Origin of the sequence: Synechococcus sp. H55.10 (assembly GCF_047502715.1) — a bacterium.
Taxonomy (GTDB): domain Bacteria; phylum Cyanobacteriota; class Cyanobacteriia; order Thermostichales; family Thermostichaceae; genus Thermostichus.
The window spans coordinates 16,888-32,863 of the sequence record NZ_JANSJJ010000080.1; the positions used below are offsets into that span (position 1 = coordinate 16,888).

Sequence of the window (15,976 nt, forward strand, 5' to 3'; positions counted from 1 at the left end):
GAGACTTCTTGAAACTGTAGGGGCAGCCCAGCCAAGATCAAGACGGGAATACCCGACGAGCAGAGGATGGATACCCAGCGGGCAAGTCTCCTGCTAAGAAGAAGTAGGCTCCGCCTCAGCCAGCGCCAGCTCCCGCAAGCTCTGCAACTGGGCGGCCAAGTAATCCAAAGTCTCCTTGCTGTGCAGGCCGTAGTCGTAGGGGCCAGTTAGCAGGATGGGATCCCCGTAGAAGTTGTGGGCAGGCGGTGGGGAAGAAGTTGTCCACTCCAGAGTTAGAGCCTGCCAGGGGTTGTCTCCGGCCTTGGGCCCAGATACCCAAGAGTAGATGGCGTTCACCAAGAAGGGCAGCGTGGAGATGGCCAGAATGAATGCCCCCACCGAGCTAATCCAGTTGAGGTCGGCAAATTGCGGGTCGTACTGAGCCACGCGGCGGGGCATGCCCATTAGACCCAGCTTGTGCATCGGCAAAAAGCACATGTTGAAGCCGACAAAGGTCAGCGCAAAATGCACCCGCCCCCAAAACTCGTTCAGCAGCCGGCCGGTCATCTTGGGGAACCAGTGGTAGAGGCCGGCATAGATGCCAAACACGCTGCCGCCAAACAACACGTAGTGCAGGTGGGCCACCACAAAGTAGGTGTCGTGGACGTGGATATCCAACGGCACCGAAGCAAGGATGATCCCGCTCAAGCCGCCGATGACGAACATGGAGATAAAGCCCATGCCAAACAACATGGCTGACCGGAAGTGGATCTTGCCGCCCCAGAGAGTGGCCAGCCAGCTAAACACCTTGATCCCGGTGGGAACGGCAATGGCCATGGTGGCGATCATGAAGAACACCCGCATCCAGTCGGGGGTACCGCTGGTAAACATGTGGTGAACCCAGACAATCAAGCCCAAAAAGCAGATGGCCAAGCTGGAGTAGGCAATGGCTTTGTAGGCAAAGATGGGCTTGCGGGCATGCACCGGCAAGATCTCCGAGATCATGCCGAACACCGGCAGAACCATGATGTACACCGCCGGGTGGGAGTAAAACCAGAACATGTGCTGGTACACCACCGGATCCCCGCCGCCGCTGGGGTTGAAGAAGGCCGTGCCCGCCAACAGGTCAAAGCTAAGCAGGATCAGCGCCCCAGCCAGAACCGGCGTTGCAATGAGAGTGATGATGGAAGCGGCCAGCATCGCCCAGCAAAACAGAGGCATATCCTCCATCTTCATGCCGGGCATGCGCATCTTGAGGATGGTGGTAATAAAGTTCACGGCCCCCAGAATGGAAGAGGTTCCGCCCAACAAAATGCTCAGGATCCAGAGTTCTTCTCCCACTTTGCCACTGATGAGGCTCAGCGGCGGATACGAGGTCCAACCCGCTGCCGGGGCCTCGAGGAAGAGGCTAGCCAGCAGCAAAAGGCCGCTGGGTGGAATTAGCCAAAAGGCGACGGCGTTTAGCCTAGGAAAAGCCATGTCCCGCGCCCCGATCATCAGCGGCACCAGGTAGTTGCCAAAGCCCCCCATCAAAGCCGGCACAATCCACAAAAAGATCATGATTGTGGCGTGCAAGGTAAAGGCGCCGTTGTAGCGCTCAAAACCGAGAAAGTCGGCTTCGGGGGTGGCCAGCTCGGCCCGCACGGCTGTAGCCAGCGCTCCCCCCACCAAGTAGAAGCAAAAGGTGGTCACCAAATACTGGATCCCGATCACCTTGTGGTCGGTGGAGAAGGTAAAAAAGCGCCACCAAGGCTCGGCGGCAGGCTCCAGGCTGGCTTTGGGGGCGGCGGCAAAGGTGGGATTGTCCTGTAGCTGGGTCATGGCAAAAGGCTCCTACTGGCGTCACCAGAACGTCCGTCAAGGGGAAAGGGAGCTCTCTAGCCCGCTGAGGGAAGGGATCCCGTTCGCGTCAGCAGGACGGAGTCCTTGGGCAATTGGAGAGAGGTTAGATCAGCAGGCGAGAGGCCCAAACGCTGCTGGTGAACTTGGACAAAGGCAGATTGTGGGTGAGGGTGGCGCTCAGCCAAGGCCAGGGCGCCGGTTCCGCCCCGAGCAGCCACAATTTGCTCCTGCTGCCAGCGCTCGAACTCTTCCGGCGTCTCCACAATCAGTTGCCCAGCCATCACCCCATGGTAGGGGCCGCATAGCTCGGCACAGATGATGGGATAGGTTCCTAGCTGCGTGGGCACAAACTCTAGGTGAGTCTCTCGGCCAGGGATCAGATCCTGCTTGAGGCGAAATTGCGGCACCCAAAAGGCGTGGTTGACATCCATAGCCGTCATGTTCAAGCGCACCCGCTTGTTAAGAGGCAGGTGCAGCTCGCCGGCCACCAAACCCGACTCCGGATAGGTGAACATCCAGGCATATTGCATGCCCTGAACTTGAACCACCAGCTCTGGCCGGCCTGTTTCTTTTCCGGGCAGCACTGCAGGGGTGTAAGCATAGCCCGGATCCCCGGCTTCTGCCTCGTAGGCAGACCCCATCGCCATGGCCGCGTGGACGTGGCCGCCAACATCGGCGCCCCCATACACCGCCTGATAGACATCGAGACTGGCCAGGCCCAACCAGAGGATGATCACCGCCGGCACCGCCGTCCACACGATCTCCAGCAGCACGTTGCCGTGGTTGGGATCCCCATCTCCTCGATCGCCCCGCCGCTTACGGTAGCGGATAATGCAGTAGAGGAGTACCCCTTGCACCACCAAGAAGATCCCGGTGGCGATGGTGATCGTGCTGTTGAAGAGGCTATCGAACAAGGGAGCTGAGTCGGCTGCTGATTCGGGAAGCAGATGGTGGTTCTGGCCGTACCAGAGGCTGGCCAGGGCCAGCAGAACTCCGATACCCACCAAAAGGATGTTGCTCAGGGCACTCACGACTGCTTTTCCCCACTGCAAGAGATGCTTACTCCAGCAGATTGCCCAATAGGGCCTGCCGGATTGAACTTGGCTTTTTATCCCTCTCAGATGCTAGCTCACAGGAATCGGAGAGGATGGCTCAGGCTTATGGATCTCTTCAGGATCTTCCAGGGATCGGCAGTTTCGGCAGACCTGCGCAGGGGCCGTACTACACGACTCTGGTGGAGAGGCATCTCTCCGAACAGAGGTTCTCGTTGCCCGTAGCCTGAGGTAGCGTGGGATAACCCCGCCAGTTGGGGGGTTAGAGAGATTCTGCACCGTTGTTTCGCCAATGTCTTTTCCCCATTCATCGGCGACCTTTCTATCTGGCTTAGGGGATCCCCTGCCGATCCAAACCCCATCGACCGTCTCGGAGTTGGCCGGCATCCTCAAGGAGTGCCAGGGGCGGAAGGTGCTGCCGCTGGGGCAGGGGAGCAAGTGGAGCTGGGCCCAGGTTGCCGAGCCGGTGGATCTGGCTCTCAGCACCTCTGGCTTACGCCGGCTTATCGACCATGCGGCTGCCGATCTCACCGTCACGGTGGAAGCCGGTATGACCCTGGCAGAACTGCAACCCATCTTGGCAGAGCGGGGGCAATGGTGGCCGGTGGATCCCCTCTATCCAGATCGGGCCACCCTAGGGGGCATCATCGCCACCGCCGATACAGGTTCTCTGCGCTGGCGCTACGGTGGGATCCGCGACTTGCTGCTGGGCATAACCTGGGTGCGGGCGGATGGGGAGGTGGCCAAAGCAGGCGGGCGGGTTGTCAAGAATGTTGCCGGCTACGACCTGATGAAGCTGTTCACCGGATCCCTGGGCAGTTTGGGGATTCTGACCCAGGTAACCCTGCGGCTTTATCCTTTGCCAGCAGCCCAGTCTACGTTGCTGGCTACGGGATCCCTGCCGGAGTTGGAGGTCTTGTGTCGGCAGGCGCTGACCGGCCCGGTTAACCCTGTGGGGGTGGATCTCTGGCTGAGGGCAGGGGGAGCTCAGGCCTGGCTCAGCTTTCATGGCTCGCAGCGAGCGGTTGCCCAACAGATGACCCAAATGCGGCGGCTGGCCCCCGCAGGGCTAACTTTGCAGGAAGTGAGTCCCAGCTCTCTGCCCCTGCCTCAACCCGGCTCAGAGGCGGTGCTGGCCAAGTTTGGGTGCCTGCCCAACCAGAGCCTGGCCACATTGGAGCAGTTTCAAGCTCTGTTTCCCGAGGCGCAGGTGCAACTGCACCGCGGCTGTGGGCTGGGACGGGCTTGGCTGGTTCAGCCAGAAGTGGGATCCCTGCTGCAACTGCAGCGCCACCTCAAGTCTGTGGGCGGATTTCTCCTGCTGCTGGAAGCCCCGCCGGCCCTGAAGCGGGCTCTTCCCCCCGACTTTGGCCCAGCCACCAGCTTGATGCGCAGGCTGAAGCAGCAATTCGACCCCACCGGCACCTTTAGCCCCAGTTGGATATGAAGGCCACCGCTTCTTCCCCGGCATCCTGCTGGCCAAACGGCTGGTTCCGGTGCATGATAGATCTATAAGAACTTGAAACATTTCTTAATATCACTTCTCGGGATCTCAGCGTCAAAGCCAAAAAAGAGGTCAGCATGAGCATTGAGTGGCAACGGATACTCCGCATTGGGGTGATTTTTTGCCTTGGGTTGTTGATTGGGGTCGGCGGAGGATCCCTGACCTGGGCGCAACCGGCCCTGCCGGTGGTGCCGATGGAGCTGCCTCAGCCGCCTCTGCCGGTTTTGGACTTAGCGGATCAGTTGACCAGCAGCCAAGAAGCCCAACTGGCGCAGCACCTGAACAAGCTAGAGCAAGACACCGGTTGGAAGCTGCGGGTGCTGACTCAGTTTGACCAAACGCCGGGCCGGCAAGTGAAAGAGTATTGGGGCCTGAATGAGCGCAGCGTTTTGATGGTGGCGGATCCCAGGGGCGGCAACTTGCTGGCGTTTAATGTGGGGGATGCCGTGCGAGAGATCTTGCCGCGCACCTTTTGGATTGAGCTGCAATCTCGCTTTGGCAACCAATTCTACGTGCGGGAGCACGGTACTCAGCGCGCCATCCTGGAGACCGTCGACGTCTTGGATCGCTGTTTTCACCAGGGGGGCTGCCGGGTGGTGCCCGGCCTGCCTCAAGAGCAGTGGATCCTGACGTTGGTGACCTCGATTTTGGGAGGGATCGTGTTCGGATTTGCCGGCAAGCCCCGCCATGCGGAGGAGCTGTTTAACTGGCGCTGGGCTTTGCTCATTTCTCCTCTGTGGTTCATTTTGTTTGGGGCTTTCGGTATTGGCCCGGTGGTCACGCGCACCCAGGACTGGATCCCCTTGCTGCGCAATGTCTTGGGGTTTCTGGCAGGGGCCTTGGTGATCTACCTAGCTCCCATTGCTCGCCCGGCAGTGGATCAGCAATAGCCGACTCTTGACAGACTCCCAGCATCGAGGATCAGCGGTTTTCCAACGGCACTTATAAAGCTTACGGCCCGCTTGTGCGAGCAGTCTGGTCGGCCATTCCGCTGGCGCTCCTCGGACGAAGTCCTTGCAGCGGTGCTTATAACTCCCCTCTCCCTCTGGGAGAGGGGCTGGGGGTGAGGGCAGCGACGCGGAGCGCTTGGGCTGGCGGCAAAGTATCTTAATCTTGTTGGAAACGACTATATCTCCCCGTCCGAGCCTGCCACTTGGGGGGCAAGGCTGGAAAATGCTAGAATCGACAAGCCTAAACTGCTGGTGTAGCTCAGTTGGTAGAGCACTCGACTTGTAATCGAGCGGTCGTCAGTTCGAGTCTGACCATCAGCTTTCTTGGCCGCTGTAGGGCTTGACTCTGCCATGTCTGTCCTCTCGCTGAAGCGGAACTCAGCTTCTACACTGGTGGTTAGATGGCTGCAGCGGGATCCCTGCTTGGTTGGGCCTATCCACTCAGCCGCTTGGGTTGTTCTCCTGAATTCTTGCTTGGATGTCTATGTCCGGTCTCCCAGCCGCCACGATTCGTCGATTGCAAAAGTTGCCCCAGGTGCCCTCGGTGTGGGAAGGGGATCGCCACACCCTCTTGGGATTGCCGCCCCTGGGATCGCAAACGGAAGGGGAGTGCATCCTGTGGGTGGATGGCATCCAGGGAGTGGTACGGGCCATGGAAGTGGTGCCCGCTGGCTCGGGTGTTGAGCCGATGGTGCGAACCTTGATCATGGCTATGGAGCAGCCCCATGCTGCTTCGCCCGCTCGTCCCCAAAAGATCGTCGTGCGGGATCGAGAGGTGCAGTTTTTCTTGCGCGGCATTCTGCACGAGCTGGACATCAAAGTGGAATGCCAGCCGGCATTGCCCTTGATCGACGAGATCCTGCAGAGCTTTCAAGAGGCCAACGGGCGGATCCCTCCCCCGCTGCCAGAAAACTATGCTGAGCTGCTGGCCGGCAGAGCCCTCACCCTCTGGCGAGATGCTCCCTGGAATTACCTAGAGGATCACCAAATCTTAGCGCTCGACCTCAACCACTGGGATATCCAAACCCTTTACGTCTCGGTGATGGGGCGATTGGGCATGGAGTATGGGGTGCTTTTTTATCGCTCGCTGCCTTCCCTCAAACAGTTTCGCCAGGATGCGGGGCAGCCGGATACTCCCGAAGAGATGGAAGAGGCCTTCCTCAGGCAAGATTGTCTCTATCTCACCTTTCAAGCTCGCCATCCTGAGCTCAACGAACTGCCAGACCTGGACTTGGCAGAGTTGGATCCCGATGAAATTGAGCCGAACTTCGGCACCATTCACCCTCTGGAAGGCTTGCGCGTGACTTTGCAGGAGGATGAGGCGGCGGTCTTGGCGGTGGCCCTGGAAGCCTTGCATCGCTTCTTCAAGCAGTACCACCGCAAGCTGGAAGAGGACTTTCAACCCTATCAGGGTCGGTACCGCATTCCCAACCCCCAGGCGGAAGGGGAAACCCTCTCGGTGCAAGTGCGCACCTTGCCAGACTTGGCTGCAGAGCTTCTGGAGCTGGAAGGAGACGAAGAGGAGGAGGAGCACACCCAAACCCTGCTGCGGGATGATTTGGTGCCTGAGGGTGCCCAACTGGGCCTGGGGGTGTTGCCGTGGACAACGGTGGAAATGCTGCGTCGCACGGGGCAGTGGCATCCACTCCCGCAAAGCAAGCTGGTGCAAAGGGGAGAAGGGCTGCCGGTGGTGATCGTGCGCACTTCCCGCTCCAAAGCGAAGCAGTTGATCGAGAATTTGCGTGGAGAAGGCGGGCCCCAGGGCGTTTGTTTCAACACAGGGGTAGATCCCTTCGATGGCGATCGCTACGACCTGGAAATTGTGCAAACGGGCAATCGCGACCTGCACCTGTTCGGGGAGTTTCCCGAAGATGATCCCGTTCACTCCATGGCCCGCAAGCGCTGGGAACGGTGGTGCCGGGCGACGGGTGGCTATTGCGGCTTGGTGGTGGCGATGGGGGTGAATTCTGTGACTCCAGAGCTGCAAGTGCGCCACATTCTGGCCCTATTTGAGATGCAGGCGCTCAACCCGACGGGATTGGGGCTGGGGCCGATGGTGCGCATCGGCCGGCAGTTGCATTTGCCTTGACTGGCCAGGGGTTGTTCAAATTAAGGATCCCAACAGGCTGGAAGCTGCTCAAAAGAGGCAAGATAATGCAGCTAAGGGATCCCAAGACAACAGAGGCACTGCAGATGACTCCTGTTGAGCGTGCCCGCTGGCTGAAAGCGCAGACGTTGTTTCAAAGCCTGACGTCGGAGAGCTTGTATCCTCTGGCAGAGCAAATGCAAGATCATCCCTTTGGCCAGGGAGAGGTTTTGGCAGAGGCGGGAACCCTGCCGGCTGGGATCCAGATTTTGCTGGAGGGACGCTGGGAAGAGCGGGATCCCCATTCCGGGGAGGTTCTCAACCTGCTGCCTGGCGCGGTGGCTCATCTGGGGGAAGTCCTGGCGGAGCAGCCCCTGCGGCGGGATCTGGTGGCCGTTTCCGCCGGGATCCGGGGTTGGATCCCGGCTGCGGTGGTGCGCCGTTGGCTGGCAGAGCACTCGGGGCAATTGGCCGAGGCGCTGGCCCAGGCTCAAGATCGCCTCAGCTATGAGCAGGAGCGGCAAGTGGCTTTGCGCCCCTACTTGGTGCCGAAGGTGGAGCGGGGGATCGTCGGCTCCAGCCGCTACGCGGTGCGCCTGCGGCAGCAGATCAAAGAGGCAGCCCAGAGCGGCAAGCCGGTGTTGATCTTCGGGGAGCCGGGCCTGGAAAAAGACAACGTCGCCGCCCTGATCCATTTTGGATCCCCGCGGCGGCGCCAGCCCATGATCAAGGTGGATTGCAGCGCCCTGCAGGCCAGTGGGGCGGATCTGTTCGGGCGGACGGGGGGCAAGCCGGGGTTGCTGGAGTGGCTGGGAGAGGGCACGCTGCTGTTGAACAACCTGCACGAGCTGCCCGCCGAGCTGATGCCCAAGTTGCTGCGCCTGCTGGAGACGGGATCCTACACCCCTGTGCAGCGGGGGGAAGGGGAGCCGGGAGAGGAGCGCCCCTGTCGCTGTCGTCTGCTGATGGTGTCAGAACGGCCCATCCCCGCCCTTGACCCTTGGGCGATGGCCATCAAAGTGCCGCCGCTGCGGGTGCGCAAGGCCGATATCAAAGCCATGGCCGACTATTTTCTCAGCCTCTACAGCCGCCGGCGCGGGATCCCCAAGCCCAAGCTCTCGCCGGAGGCGCTGCGCCGCTTGCAGAGCTACGACTTTCCCGGCAACTCGCGGGAGCTGCGCAGCCTGGTCGAGCGGGCGGCAGTGCAGGCCGCGGGGGCGAGCGTGCTGGGGGAAGAGGTGTTTTGGGCTTCCCAGCCTCGGGGCAAGCGGTTTCGCCTCAACCTGCTCAACGTCTATCCCCGCTTGCGTCGCCTGCTGCGCAGCCCTTGGTGGCCGGATCGCCTCAACTACGGCCTGGTGTTGCCCCTCTATACCCTGGTGGTGTTTCTCCTCTTTTGGGGGCCTCAGGATCGGGCCCACAATGTGGGGTTGAATCTTTTCTGGGCCTGGTGGTGGCCGCTGGTGCTGCTGGTGTTTCCCTTCTTGGGACGGGTGTGGTGTGCCGTCTGTCCTTTCATGATCTATGGGGAGTTGATCCAGAGGCTGTCGTTATGGCTTTGGCCGCGGCAGTTGCAGAAATGGCCGCGACAGCCGGCGGAGCGCTGGGGCGGCTGGGTGCTGTTTGCCGGGTTTGCGTTGATTTTCCTGTGGGAGGAGATCTGGGATCTGCCCAATACGGCTTACCTGTCGGGGTGGCTGCTGCTGCTGATTACTGGTGGAGCGGTGGCCTGCTCACTGGTGTTTGAGCGGCGGTTTTGGTGCCGCTACCTCTGCCCGATTGGGGGCATGAACGGCCTCTACGCCAAGCTCTCGATGACGGAGCTGCGGGCGCAGCAGGGCACCTGTTCGGCAGAATGCACCACCTACCAGTGCTACAAAGGAGGGCCCGAGAAGGGGGAAGGCATGGCGACGGGAGGCTGTCCCCTCTACTCCCATCCGGCGCAACTGCAAGACAACAAAGATTGCGTCCTTTGTATGACTTGCCTCAAAGCCTGTCCCCATCGCTCGGTGGAGTTCAACCTGCGCCCACCTGGGATCGAGCTGTGGACTACCCATACGCCGCGCGCTGCCGAAATTGCTTTGCTGCTGTTGTTGCTGGGAGGCATCTACCTACACTGTCTGCCGCGGTTGGCAGAACAGATGGCCCAATGGGGTCTGAGCTGGGATCTACGGCAGTTTTGGCCCCATCTGGGGGCCGCTTTGCTGGCTTTGGGGTTTCCCAGCTTGGTGCCTTTGGCAGCTTGGGGATTGGCTTGGTTGTGGCATCGGCTGGGCCGGGGGGCGCGACCCCGACCCTTTGCGGAGATGATCTACGGCTATCTGCCCTTGGTTTTGGGGGGAACGTTGGCTTTCTACTGGCCCCTGTTTTTAACGGAGGCGGGGCAGGTGCTGCCGGTAACCTGGGCAACTTTTTCCCAGACGGGATCTGCTCTTCCCGTGCTGTGGCAGGCGCACCCGGCGGTAGTTCAGTTTCTCCAGGGATCCACGCTGATCCTGGCAGTGCTTCTCTCTTGGGCCCTCACGGGCAAAATTGCCCGCCAGAGCTTGCAGTGGCCCTACCATCTGGGCGCTCTGGGGTTGGGGGTGAGCTTGTGGCAGGTGCTGGGGATTTGATAGTCGAGATCCCAGACCTTGGGCTGTGGAAATCCTGTGGGATCATGAAGAAGTCTCCTACTCTAGGAAAGGGGCCACTTTCTCCATGCCTTCTCCTTTTTCTGTCCCCTCTTACCCGGTTCACATCCACGACCGCCAACGGGACACCCACTATCTGATCCAGGTACCGGCGAATCAATACATCTTGGCCAGTGCCGAGGCCCAAGGGATCCAACTGCCCTTCGCTTGCCGCAACGGCGCCTGTACCACCTGCGCGGTGCGAGTGCGTCGGGGATCTCTGTACCAGCCGGAGGCGATGGGCCTCTCGCGCGAGCTGAAGGAGCAGGGGTATGGGCTGCTGTGTGTGGGCTATGCCCGTTCGGAGCTCTGGGTGGAAACCCAAGATGAAGATGAGGTGTATGAGCTGCAATTTGGGCGCTACTTCGGCCAGGGACGGGTCAGGCCGGGGATCCCCCTTGAGGATGAATGATGTTTTTTTCTGCACCGGTTGGGTCTCAAGAGTTGCCGCCGCATCCCTTGCCCTCTCGGCCGCGGGGCTGGCTGCTGGGGGCGGCGGCGCTGCTCCCGGTGAATTTGGCCCCCAGCTTGCTGTTGGCTTTGGTGGGGACAATCCAGGGCTATACCTGCTGCGGTAAAAGGATCCTTCGCGATCCTCTATTTGGGCTGGCAGCTCTCCTGAGCTTGGCTGCGGTGGGCGTGGCCTTTGTGGGTGAGGATTGGCGGCTGAGCCTGCCGGGGATGTTCAACTACTGGCCTTTTTTGTTGATGCTGCCGGCCTTTGCAGCGGTGCTGGCCGATTGTGGTTCTCCTGGGGGCCGTCGTCGTTTGGCCCAGGTGCTGGTTCTGGGCAGCGGGCTGATGCTGCTTCTGGGCTGGGGAGAGGTGCTGTGGGGGTGGCAGGGGCATCTCGTTTTGGGGCCGCTTTGGATCACGGGGGTGGCCGGAGGCGAGCGACCGGCGGCAGCTTTTACCTCTCCCAATATCTTGGCCATTTACTTGGTGATCCATCTCTGCTTGGCGGCGGGGCTGGGGTGGGAAGGGGTGGGACGATCCTGGCTGGGAAGAGCAGGGCTGGGGGCGATGCTGGGGCTGGGATCCCTGCTGCTGCTGCTGACGGCCTCTCGCAACGGCTGGGGAGTGGGGGGGCTGGCGCTGGTGATAGGGTTGGCGCTGCGGCGCTGTTGGTGGGGAATCGGGCTCTTGAGCGGCTTGGGGTTGGCCAGCTTGGCCGCCGCTTGGGATTGGCCGGGCTGGCGGGCCGTTGTGCCCCGATTGATTTGGAGCCGTCTGGCAGACACCTTCGATCCTCAAGCCCTCTATTTTAGTTCCACCGCCAACCGCTTGGATGCCTGGCATTTTGCCCTGCAGATGGCACGGGAGCGACCCTTGACCGGCTGGGGCTGGCAGAGCTTTGCCGCTCTTTACAATGCTCAGGATCCGCCGGAGCTGCTGGGCCACTGCCACAATTTGTACCTACATCTGGCGGCTGAGGGCGGGATCCCGCTGCTGCTGGGCCATCTGATCCTGTGGGGCTGGATTTTGGCGCGGGGGTGGCAAGCCTGGCGGCGCTCTCAAGAAAGTGTCCTGTTGGGGATGCTGCTGGCTTTGACAGCGTTTTTTGTCTCAGGGCTTTTGGATGTGGTGATGTTGGATGGCCGCGTGCACCTGTTGATAACGTTGCTCTTGGGGGCCGTTTGGGGAGCCGGCCTTGAGCAGCAAGACGACCCCGTCGCCGGCAAAGAGCAAGCCCAGAGGAGCCACTACTGAATGCTGCCGTGGAATATCCCTTGGCCGGCAATGAGTCCAGAATCCATCACGCCGACGGTTTGCAACGCGGAAGCCAGCTACAGTCAAGGGGGAGTTTAGGGGATCTTTGCGGTGAACCTGTACCGAGATGTGGTGTGGCCTTTGCTTTTTTCTGGACTGAGAGCCGATCCAGAAACGGTCAAGGTGGGGCTGTTGCGTGCCCTCCATTGGATCGACACTACCCAGGCCACCGGGATCCTGTCGGCTCTGGAGCGACTGTTTTGCTACCGGGATCCCCGGCTCTCGGTGTCACTATGGGGCCTCACCTTTCCCAATCCCCTTGGCTTGGCTGCGGGCTTTGACAAAGATGGCCTGGCTCTGGCCGTCTGGCCCAGCTTGGGATTTGGCTTTGTGGAGGTGGGCACCGTCACTCCTGGGCCGCAGCCGGGCAACCCCAAACCGCGCCTGTTTCAACTGCCCCAAGATCGTGCCGCTCTCAATCGTATGGGCTTTAACAACCAGGGGGCAGCGGCTCTGGCTGAACGGTTGCGCCGGTTGCGTCGGCGTCCTATTCCCATCGGGATTAACCTGGGCAAAGCCAAAATCACCCCCCTAGAAGAAGCGGCTGCCGATTACCTGGCCAGCTTCCGGCTACTCCAGGAGCTGGGGGACTACTTCGTGGTCAACGTCAGTTCCCCCAACACCCCAGGCCTGCGATCCCTGCAGGCTGCTGAGCAACTGGAGCCCATCCTGTCTGCCTTACAGCAGGAAAATCAGGGGCGAAAACCTCTTTTGGTGAAGATCTCCCCCGACTTGGACTGGCCTGAAATCGACAGCCTCCTGGAACTGGCCCAAACCTATGCACTGGCCGGGATTGTGGCCACCAACACCACGCTGCGCCGCGACAACCTGAAAACCCGTTTTCTACCTGGCCACGGCATCTCAGAACCCAGGCCAATCCTGGCAGAAGCCGGCGGGATCAGCGGTGCCCCCCTGCGGGAGCGTTCCACCCAAGTCATTCGCTACATCCACTGCTCCACCCAAGGAAAATTGCCCATCATCGGAGTGGGGGGCATCTTCACCTTGGCCGATGCTGTGGAGAAGCTGGAAGCCGGAGCCAGCCTGCTGCAAGTCTATACCGGCTGGGTTTACGAAGGGCCGGGTATGGTGCCACAACTGCTCCGAGGCCTGGCCAGCTCTTCTCCGCCCCGCCCTGATGTTACACTTCCCTCGCAGAATACCGCCATGGGTCAGATCCAGGCGTAAGATCGTTAGGGATCCCTGAGGAAGCTCGCCGGTGAACCTGCTGCAACACCTGTTCAAGACCCCCCATCCAGTTATTGGGGTGGTTCATCTGTTGCCGCTGCCCACCTCCCCCCGTTGGGGAGGGGACTTGGAGTGGGTGATCGCTCAGGCAGAACAGGCTGCCACGGCCTTGGCGGCAGGCGGGGTGGACGGGATCCTCGTCGAGAACTTTTACGATGCCCCTTTTGCCAAGGAGCGGGTAGACGCGGCGGTGGTGAGCGCCATGACCGTGGTTGTCCAGCGGATCAAAATGCTGGTCTCCCTGCCCATCGGGATCAACGTCTTGCGCAACGATGGCTACAGTGCTCTGGCCATCGCCGCCAGCGTGGGAGCGCAGTTTATCCGGGTGAATGTGCTCTGCGGGGCGATGATAACCGACCAAGGCATTATTGAGGGGAATGCCCACCGCCTGCTGCGCTATCGCCGCGAGTTGGGGGCCGACATCAAGATTTTCGCCGATGTGCTGGTGAAACACGCTCAGCCCCTGAGTCCCATCCGTCTGGATGCAGCCATCGCCGACACGGTGGAGCGCGGCCTGGCCGATGCCATCATTCTCTCCGGCTGGGCCACCGGCAAGCCACCCCTTCTGGAGGAGCTGGAGCTGGCCCGCCAGGTTGCCCCTCAGGTACCCCTGTTGATTGGCTCAGGGGCCACCGCCGAAAACATCGGCACCCTCATCCGCCACGCGGATGGCGTGATTGTGGCCAGTTCTCTGAAACGGCCGGCCCGTTCCGCCGGCATGCCGGTGCGCTGTGCGGATCCCTTTCCCCTCATTGACCCCATCCGGGTGCGGCAGTTTGTGGAAGCATTGCACCTTGGCCTGGGCGAACAGCCCGCCAATCCGGCTTGCCTGGCCACTCCCAGCTCTAGCTGCAGCTAGACCTCGGGGATAGAATTGTCATTCATTACTTCGTCGTATCAGGGTTTCTCCTCATGTTGTCGGCTGAACTCGAAGGCTGGCAGCCTTCCCCCAGCTTGGTTTCCGCTCCCGTTGGTGGGACGGAGCCCTTGCCCTTGGAGGAAGTTTCGTGGAGCCAGGTGCCGGCTCAGGTTCCCTGCATTTGGGTCATCGACGATGACCCGGTGAACGGTCGTTACATCGGCGAAGTCCTCAAAAGCTCCAACTACCGGGTGGAAAGCTGGGAAAGCGGCCAGTTGGCCTGGGAGCACCTGCAGACCCTGGATGAAAGCAAATGGCCGGATTTGATCATCTGCGACTGGGTCGTGCCGGGTTTGTCTGGAGTAGAGCTCTGTCGCCGTCTGAAGCACTCCGCTGCCGGCCAGTTTGTCTACTTCCTTTTGCTCACCGCCCGCTCCGAAGTTGAGGATCGGGTGCAGGGGCTGGATGCAGGGGCGGACGAGTTTATCGTTAAGCCGGTCGAGGCTGAGGAGCTGCGGGCCCGGGTACGGGCGGGGCTGCGCCTGCAGCGGCTCACCCGAGCTTTGGCCCAGGCCAACCGGCAACTGCGGGCCCGCAACGAGCTGTTGGAGTCTCTGTCTTTGACGGATCCCTTGACCGGAGCCTTGAACCGCCGCGCTCTCGACCAGGCGTTGCCCCATTTACTCAAGCAGGTGGGGCCCCGTGGGCAAGCCCGCTATCGCTATCTCTGCCTGCTGATGATGGATGTGGATTACTTCAAGCAGGTCAACGACACCTACGGCCACTTCATCGGCGACTGCGTGTTGCAGGCCCTTGTTGGGCGGCTGCACAATCAACTGCGTCCCTCCAGCCTGCTCTACCGCTACGGCGGCGAAGAATTTGTCTGCGTCACCCCTGGGCTCAACCCCGCCCACTGCCACCGCTACGCCGAGTCTCTGCGCCGGGCCATCGCCAGCCGGCCAATTGACGTTTCGCCCAAACGCAGCCTGCCTGTCACCATTAGCATTGGCGGGATCGTTATCAGCGAAGATGACCCCTTAGATCCAGAAGCTGCACTCCAACGAGCGGACGAGGCCCTCTACCAGGCCAAGCAAGCCGGGCGAAACTGTGTACGCCTCTTCCTGCCATCGCTCCTGGAGAACTACTGTCCTCCGCCGGACTCGAGAGGGTAGCCGGAAGCTGCCGCCAAGGCTTCCAGCGAGCGCAGCCCCACGTAGGTGCGGCCGTTGATGATCCAGGTGGGATAGCTGGTGATCCCTGCTTCTGTGCATGCCTGGGCTTGGGGCGTACCGGGACCGTTGGGGGAGCACTCCACGTAGGGCACTTGGGCAAAGGCCGACCCAAACAGCTCTTTCTGCTCCTGACAATGGGGGCACCAGTAGGCCCCGTACATGGTGCCGCCGATCTGCCGCAGGTGGGCCGCCAACCCTGCCGCCAGGGGGCTGGGGGGAGGAACTTGGTTGGCATACACCCCAATGGTGGTCACCAAGGTGAGAAAGCTCACGAGAATGTAGCTGAAGGCCAGCTTGCCCCCATCCAGCCAGCGGTGGCCCAGCAGGGTTACCGCCCACAGGCTGGCCACCAAGACTATGGCGGTGGTGCAATACAGACAAAATTGCCGCAGCACCCCCACCATCAGGTAGAGCATGTACATTTCAAAGGCGGTCATGGCGGAAACCAGACCAAACAGGGCCGGCCAGCGCCACCGCTTCACCAGCGGGATCCCATCCGGCAGCACCGCCAGCGCCAAGACCCCCAAAAAGCCCAGCAGGCCAACTGTTGCCGTCGGGATCCCCAAAAACTCTGCCCAACGGCTGGAGAGCACCAGGTCGCACCCCCCATCCCCTGTGCAGAAAGCGGCAGGCTGATCGGTCAGCTTGGTGTAGGTGAGGTAGGCCGTCAACAGGGATCCCAGGCTGGCCAAGATCGCCAAGATCAGACGGGCATGGCGCTGCAGCCAGGTCTCTTCTTGGGCTTTGAGTTTGAGATAAGAGGCCATGGGGGGGTCAGCAGTTGG

At 61.0% G+C, this 15,976-nt stretch carries 12 protein-coding genes and 1 tRNA gene; 10 read left to right on the top strand and 3 right to left on the bottom strand.

Annotated elements, in window-relative coordinates; all coding sequences use genetic code 11:
• Nucleotides 1-93: 93 nt before the first annotated feature.
• Together ctaD and NW858_RS05980 are read right to left on the bottom strand one after the other, a co-directional pair.
• On the bottom strand, nucleotides 94-1,800 hold the full coding sequence (ctaD, locus tag NW858_RS05975) for a cytochrome c oxidase subunit I (protein WP_414520107.1): 1,707 nt from the start codon (nucleotides 1,798-1,800) through the stop codon (nucleotides 94-96).
• A 56-nt stretch (nucleotides 1,801-1,856) separates the two neighbouring features.
• Complete coding sequence (locus tag NW858_RS05980; protein ID WP_414520108.1) at nucleotides 1,857-2,852, bottom strand: cytochrome c oxidase subunit II; 996 nt, start codon at nucleotides 2,850-2,852, stop codon at nucleotides 1,857-1,859.
• Nucleotides 2,853-3,165: 313 nt separating this feature from the next.
• On the opposite strand from NW858_RS05980, the gene NW858_RS05985 reads away from it, so the two are divergent.
• The 10 genes from NW858_RS05985 to NW858_RS06030 all read left to right on the top strand — a co-directional run bounded on the left by NW858_RS05985 (nucleotide 3,166) and on the right by NW858_RS06030 (nucleotide 15,131).
• The gene (locus NW858_RS05985) at nucleotides 3,166-4,320 is read left to right on the top strand and encodes an FAD-binding oxidoreductase (protein ID WP_414369027.1); all 1,155 of its coding nucleotides are present in this window, start codon (nucleotides 3,166-3,168) and stop codon (nucleotides 4,318-4,320) included.
• A gap of 251 nt (nucleotides 4,321-4,571) precedes the next feature.
• Nucleotides 4,572-5,267 carry a TPM domain-containing protein gene (locus NW858_RS05990; RefSeq protein ID WP_414333758.1) on the top strand — a complete coding sequence of 232 codons (696 nt, stop codon included), beginning with the start codon at nucleotides 4,572-4,574 and terminating at the stop codon, nucleotides 5,265-5,267.
• Nucleotides 5,268-5,575: 308 nt separating this feature from the next.
• Nucleotides 5,576-5,648, top strand: a tRNA-Thr gene (locus tag NW858_RS05995).
• A gap of 163 nt (nucleotides 5,649-5,811) precedes the next feature.
• A complete protein-coding gene (locus tag NW858_RS06000) occupies nucleotides 5,812-7,416 on the top strand; it encodes a DUF6930 domain-containing protein (protein ID WP_414520109.1) in 1,605 nt (534 codons plus the stop codon).
• 104 nt (nucleotides 7,417-7,520) lie between these two features.
• A complete protein-coding gene (locus NW858_RS06005; RefSeq protein WP_414520110.1) occupies nucleotides 7,521-10,028 on the top strand; it encodes a sigma 54-interacting transcriptional regulator in 2,508 nt (835 codons plus the stop codon).
• Nucleotides 10,029-10,113: 85 nt separating this feature from the next.
• Nucleotides 10,114-10,497: a 2Fe-2S iron-sulfur cluster-binding protein gene (locus tag NW858_RS06010; RefSeq protein ID WP_414335312.1), complete on the top strand. Its 384-nt coding sequence runs from the start codon at nucleotides 10,114-10,116 to the stop codon at nucleotides 10,495-10,497.
• Nucleotides 10,494-11,795 carry an O-antigen ligase family protein gene (locus NW858_RS06015; RefSeq protein WP_414520111.1) on the top strand — a complete coding sequence of 434 codons (1,302 nt, stop codon included), beginning with the start codon at nucleotides 10,494-10,496 and terminating at the stop codon, nucleotides 11,793-11,795. The genes NW858_RS06010 and NW858_RS06015 overlap by 4 nt, the downstream gene beginning before the upstream one ends.
• A gap of 111 nt (nucleotides 11,796-11,906) precedes the next feature.
• The gene (locus tag NW858_RS06020; protein ID WP_414520112.1) at nucleotides 11,907-13,040 is read left to right on the top strand and encodes a quinone-dependent dihydroorotate dehydrogenase; all 1,134 of its coding nucleotides are present in this window, start codon (nucleotides 11,907-11,909) and stop codon (nucleotides 13,038-13,040) included.
• 31 nt (nucleotides 13,041-13,071) lie between these two features.
• Nucleotides 13,072-13,959, top strand: a complete 888-nt coding sequence (btpA, locus tag NW858_RS06025) for a photosystem I biogenesis protein BtpA (protein ID WP_414335318.1) — start codon at nucleotides 13,072-13,074, stop codon at nucleotides 13,957-13,959.
• Nucleotides 13,960-14,012: 53 nt separating this feature from the next.
• On the top strand, nucleotides 14,013-15,131 hold the full coding sequence (locus NW858_RS06030; RefSeq protein WP_414520113.1) for a diguanylate cyclase: 1,119 nt from the start codon (nucleotides 14,013-14,015) through the stop codon (nucleotides 15,129-15,131).
• Here the strand turns inward: NW858_RS06030 and NW858_RS06035 are convergent.
• Nucleotides 15,101-15,958, bottom strand: coding sequence for a vitamin K epoxide reductase family protein (locus NW858_RS06035; RefSeq protein WP_414368861.1), 858 nt, complete (start codon nucleotides 15,956-15,958; stop codon nucleotides 15,101-15,103). The genes NW858_RS06030 and NW858_RS06035 overlap by 31 nt on opposite strands.
• Between the last annotated feature and the right edge of the window lie 18 nt (nucleotides 15,959-15,976).

Coding starts and splice junctions, on each gene's coding strand:
- NW858_RS05990 (WP_414333758.1), top strand. CDS start 4,572: ATGGAGCTGCCTCAGCCGCCTCTGCCGGTTTTGGACTTAGCGGATCAG.
- ctaD (WP_414520107.1), bottom strand. CDS start 1,800: ATGACCCAGCTACAGGACAATCCCACCTTTGCCGCCGCCCCCAAAGCC.
- NW858_RS05985 (WP_414369027.1), top strand. CDS start 3,166: ATGTCTTTTCCCCATTCATCGGCGACCTTTCTATCTGGCTTAGGGGAT.
- NW858_RS06010 (WP_414335312.1), top strand. CDS start 10,114: ATGCCTTCTCCTTTTTCTGTCCCCTCTTACCCGGTTCACATCCACGAC.
- NW858_RS06000 (WP_414520109.1), top strand. CDS start 5,812: ATGTCCGGTCTCCCAGCCGCCACGATTCGTCGATTGCAAAAGTTGCCC.
- NW858_RS06035 (WP_414368861.1), bottom strand. CDS start 15,958: ATGGCCTCTTATCTCAAACTCAAAGCCCAAGAAGAGACCTGGCTGCAG.
- NW858_RS06015 (WP_414520111.1), top strand. CDS start 10,494: ATGATGTTTTTTTCTGCACCGGTTGGGTCTCAAGAGTTGCCGCCGCAT.
- NW858_RS06005 (WP_414520110.1), top strand. CDS start 7,521: ATGACTCCTGTTGAGCGTGCCCGCTGGCTGAAAGCGCAGACGTTGTTT.
- NW858_RS06030 (WP_414520113.1), top strand. CDS start 14,013: ATGTTGTCGGCTGAACTCGAAGGCTGGCAGCCTTCCCCCAGCTTGGTT.